Below are 2664 nucleotides of genomic sequence, written 5' to 3'. Positions count from 1 at the left end.
AGAATGATGAGCCGGCGACCGAGTTGTTGAAGCAGATTAAGATGGAGAAGGCCCTGCTGGTACAATCTGGCGAAATCAAAAAGCAACTAGGGCTACCAGAGGTTTCGGTTGATGAGCAGTTTTTCAAGTCTCCAGAAAGTTGGGTTTGGACTCGTTTTGGCGAAGTTGCTGATTTTTCTGCCGGACGGACACCATCACGTCACGATTTAAGTTTCTGGAACACTGGCGAGTATGCTTGGATCAGTATCGCTGACATGAAGGACGGCGAGACAATATTCAAGACTAAAGAAACAATTAGTGAAAAAGCTAAAACTCAAGTCTTCAGCTCTGACCCTGTTGGTGCTGGCACAATCATAATGAGTTTTAAATTAACGATTGGGAAGATTGCTAGGCTCGGAATTCCTGCTTTTCACAATGAAGCGATCATTTCAATTCGCCCTCATCTAAGCGCATTAGATGAATATCTCTTCATGGTGCTGCCACAGTTCTCCAGAGAAGGTAACACTAAGGATGCTATTAAAGGCGCTACACTAAACCGTGAATCAATAACAAACATTTTATTACCACTTCCGCCCCTCGCCGAACAACACCGCATCGTCGCCAAAGTCGATGAACTGATGGTGCTGTGCGACCAGTTGCAGGCGGCGCAAACCGAGCGCGAACAAAGCCGCGACCGACTGGTGGCCGCCAGCCTCAACAAATTGAACCAGTCTGAGCAAAGCCGTCGTCCCGGCAGGGATTGCCGGGACCCAGACTTCAGGGACGAGAGCAACACCAAGCCCACAACACCTGCCACCATCCAAGCTAAACAACCCGCTAAGATTGCGGAAGCCCCACCGGGTTACCTCCCTGTAAACTGGCTCCCGGCAATCCCCCGGCATTCCCTGACCGGGGCAGGCTCTGCCGGGACGACGGGCTTCGATAATGTGTATTTCGTATTGGAAAACCTACCACGCCTCACCACCCGCCCGGCCCACATCAAACAACTACGCCAAACCATCCTAAACCTCGCCGTGCGCGGAAAACTGGTTCCCCAAGACCCGAATGAGGAGTCGGCAGACAAGCACCTTGAATCTCTAAGAAACGAAAAGATCGAATTAATCAGGCAAGGACTTATCCGTAAACCAAGACGTAATGAAGAACGTTTTGAACCGAAAACTGATGTTTCTATGCCGATTGGTTGGGGGAGTGGATGCGTAGCGGATTTTGGTGCTGCAGTAGAAAATGCAATCGTAGATGGTCCTTTTGGTTCCAACTTGAAAATATCAGACTACGATCCAGATGGTACTTTCCCAGTTATTACGATTTCAAATATTAATGAAGGTTTTGAGCTTAGTTCTCTGAGAAAAGTTAATGAAAAAAAGTTTACTGAATTGAAAAGAAGTGCTGTTCATGCAAACGACCTTCTAGTAGCCAAAATTGGTTCTAGCTATGGAAAGGTTGGAATTTATCCACCTTACATGCCGACAGGTATTATTCCGGCGAATTTGCTCAAAATAACTCCAAATCCTAAAATGAGTTGGCAATTTCTAATCATTGTTTTGAAATCGCCTGATTTTAAAAATGAACTGGAAAATATTGTTCAGTTTACTGCTCAACCAGCGTTTGGCGTTTCAAAATTCAAGCTGCTTCCAATATTTCCGAACAACACCGCATCGTCGCCAAAGTCGATGAACTGATGACGCTGTGCGACCAACTGGAAACCCAACTCACCAGCACTGCCACCGACAGCCGCCGGCTGCTGGAAGCCGTGTTGCGCGAAGCGTTGTTACCGGCCAGCGAACTAGCCGCATGAAGCTTGCCGCCCTGGCCATCATCGCCACGCTGTTGTTATTACTGACACTGCTGTGGCGATGCTGGCGGCTTAGCGTGCGCGCCGACTATATCCGCACTTACACCTTTCCGCCGGCTCTTTACGAAAAACTCCGCAAGCGCCGGCCGGAACTGGCATTGAAAGATTGCCAATTGGTGGGCCGGGCCTTGCGGCAATTTTTCCTGGCTTACTTGCAGGGCGGTTGCCGTTATGTGTCCATGCCGTCGCAAGTGACCGACGATCTCTGGCACGAGCTGATTCTGTACACCCGCCTTTACGACAGCTTCTGCAAAAAAGCCTTCGGCGGCTTTCTGCATCACACTCCGGCGGTGGTGTTGAGCCGGAACAAACAAAACAACAGCGGTCTGCGCCGCATCTGGTGGCTAAGCTGCCGTGAGGAAAACATCAATCCCCGCCAACCCAGCCGCCTGCCGCTGCTGTTTGCCATCGACAAAAAACTCAACATCGCCGACGGTTTTGTCTATGCGCCGGACTGCCGGGCGCTAAGAGCAGCAGGCGATAACAGCAGCGGTACGCCTTATTGCGGAGGCGATTTTGATAGCGCCGATTTCGACGGCTCAACCGACGGCTTCGGCGATTGGTTCGATAGCGGCAGCGCTGACGCTGGTGGCGATGGCGGCTGCGGTGGGGGCTGTGGCGGAGGGGATTGAGCTTGTTCTATCTCATAGGCTAGACACAAGAAAGTGTATTACCATGGGTACGGTCATCAATTTCCACTAGCGGATGAAATCATGCACAACCTAGAACCCACTATTATTCAGTGTCCGTATTGCGGGGAAGCAATCGAGGTTTTGGTTGATTGTTCGGTTCAGAGTCAGGAGTATATTGAA

The 2664-nt window shown here is 50.2% G+C and carries 3 protein-coding genes; all 3 read left to right on the top strand.

Annotated features, from left to right (window positions below):
* Window positions 1–1679: restriction endonuclease subunit S (locus tag NP589_RS21335; protein WP_256608777.1), on the top strand; the 1679-nt coding region annotated here is incomplete at its 5' end.
* 112 nt (window positions 1680–1791) lie between these two features.
* Window positions 1792–2484: a glycine-rich domain-containing protein gene (locus tag NP589_RS21330; RefSeq protein ID WP_256608776.1), complete on the top strand. Its 693-nt coding sequence runs from the start codon at window positions 1792–1794 to the stop codon at window positions 2482–2484.
* A gap of 81 nt (window positions 2485–2565) precedes the next feature.
* The coding region (locus NP589_RS21825; RefSeq protein WP_371929702.1) for a zinc ribbon domain-containing protein at window positions 2566–2664 on the top strand (99 nt) is incomplete at its 3' end.

Source organism: Methylomonas rosea (assembly GCF_024505055.1).
In the GTDB taxonomy this organism is placed as follows: domain Bacteria; phylum Pseudomonadota; class Gammaproteobacteria; order Methylococcales; family Methylomonadaceae; genus Methylomonas; species Methylomonas rosea.
This window is presented reverse-complemented; position numbering and strand designations above follow the sequence as displayed.

What these genes read in the sequence shown, in the direction of transcription:
- NP589_RS21330 (WP_256608776.1), top strand. Translation starts at nt 1,792, where the DNA reads ATGAAGCTTGCCGCCCTGGCCATCATCGCCACGCTGTTGTTATTACTG.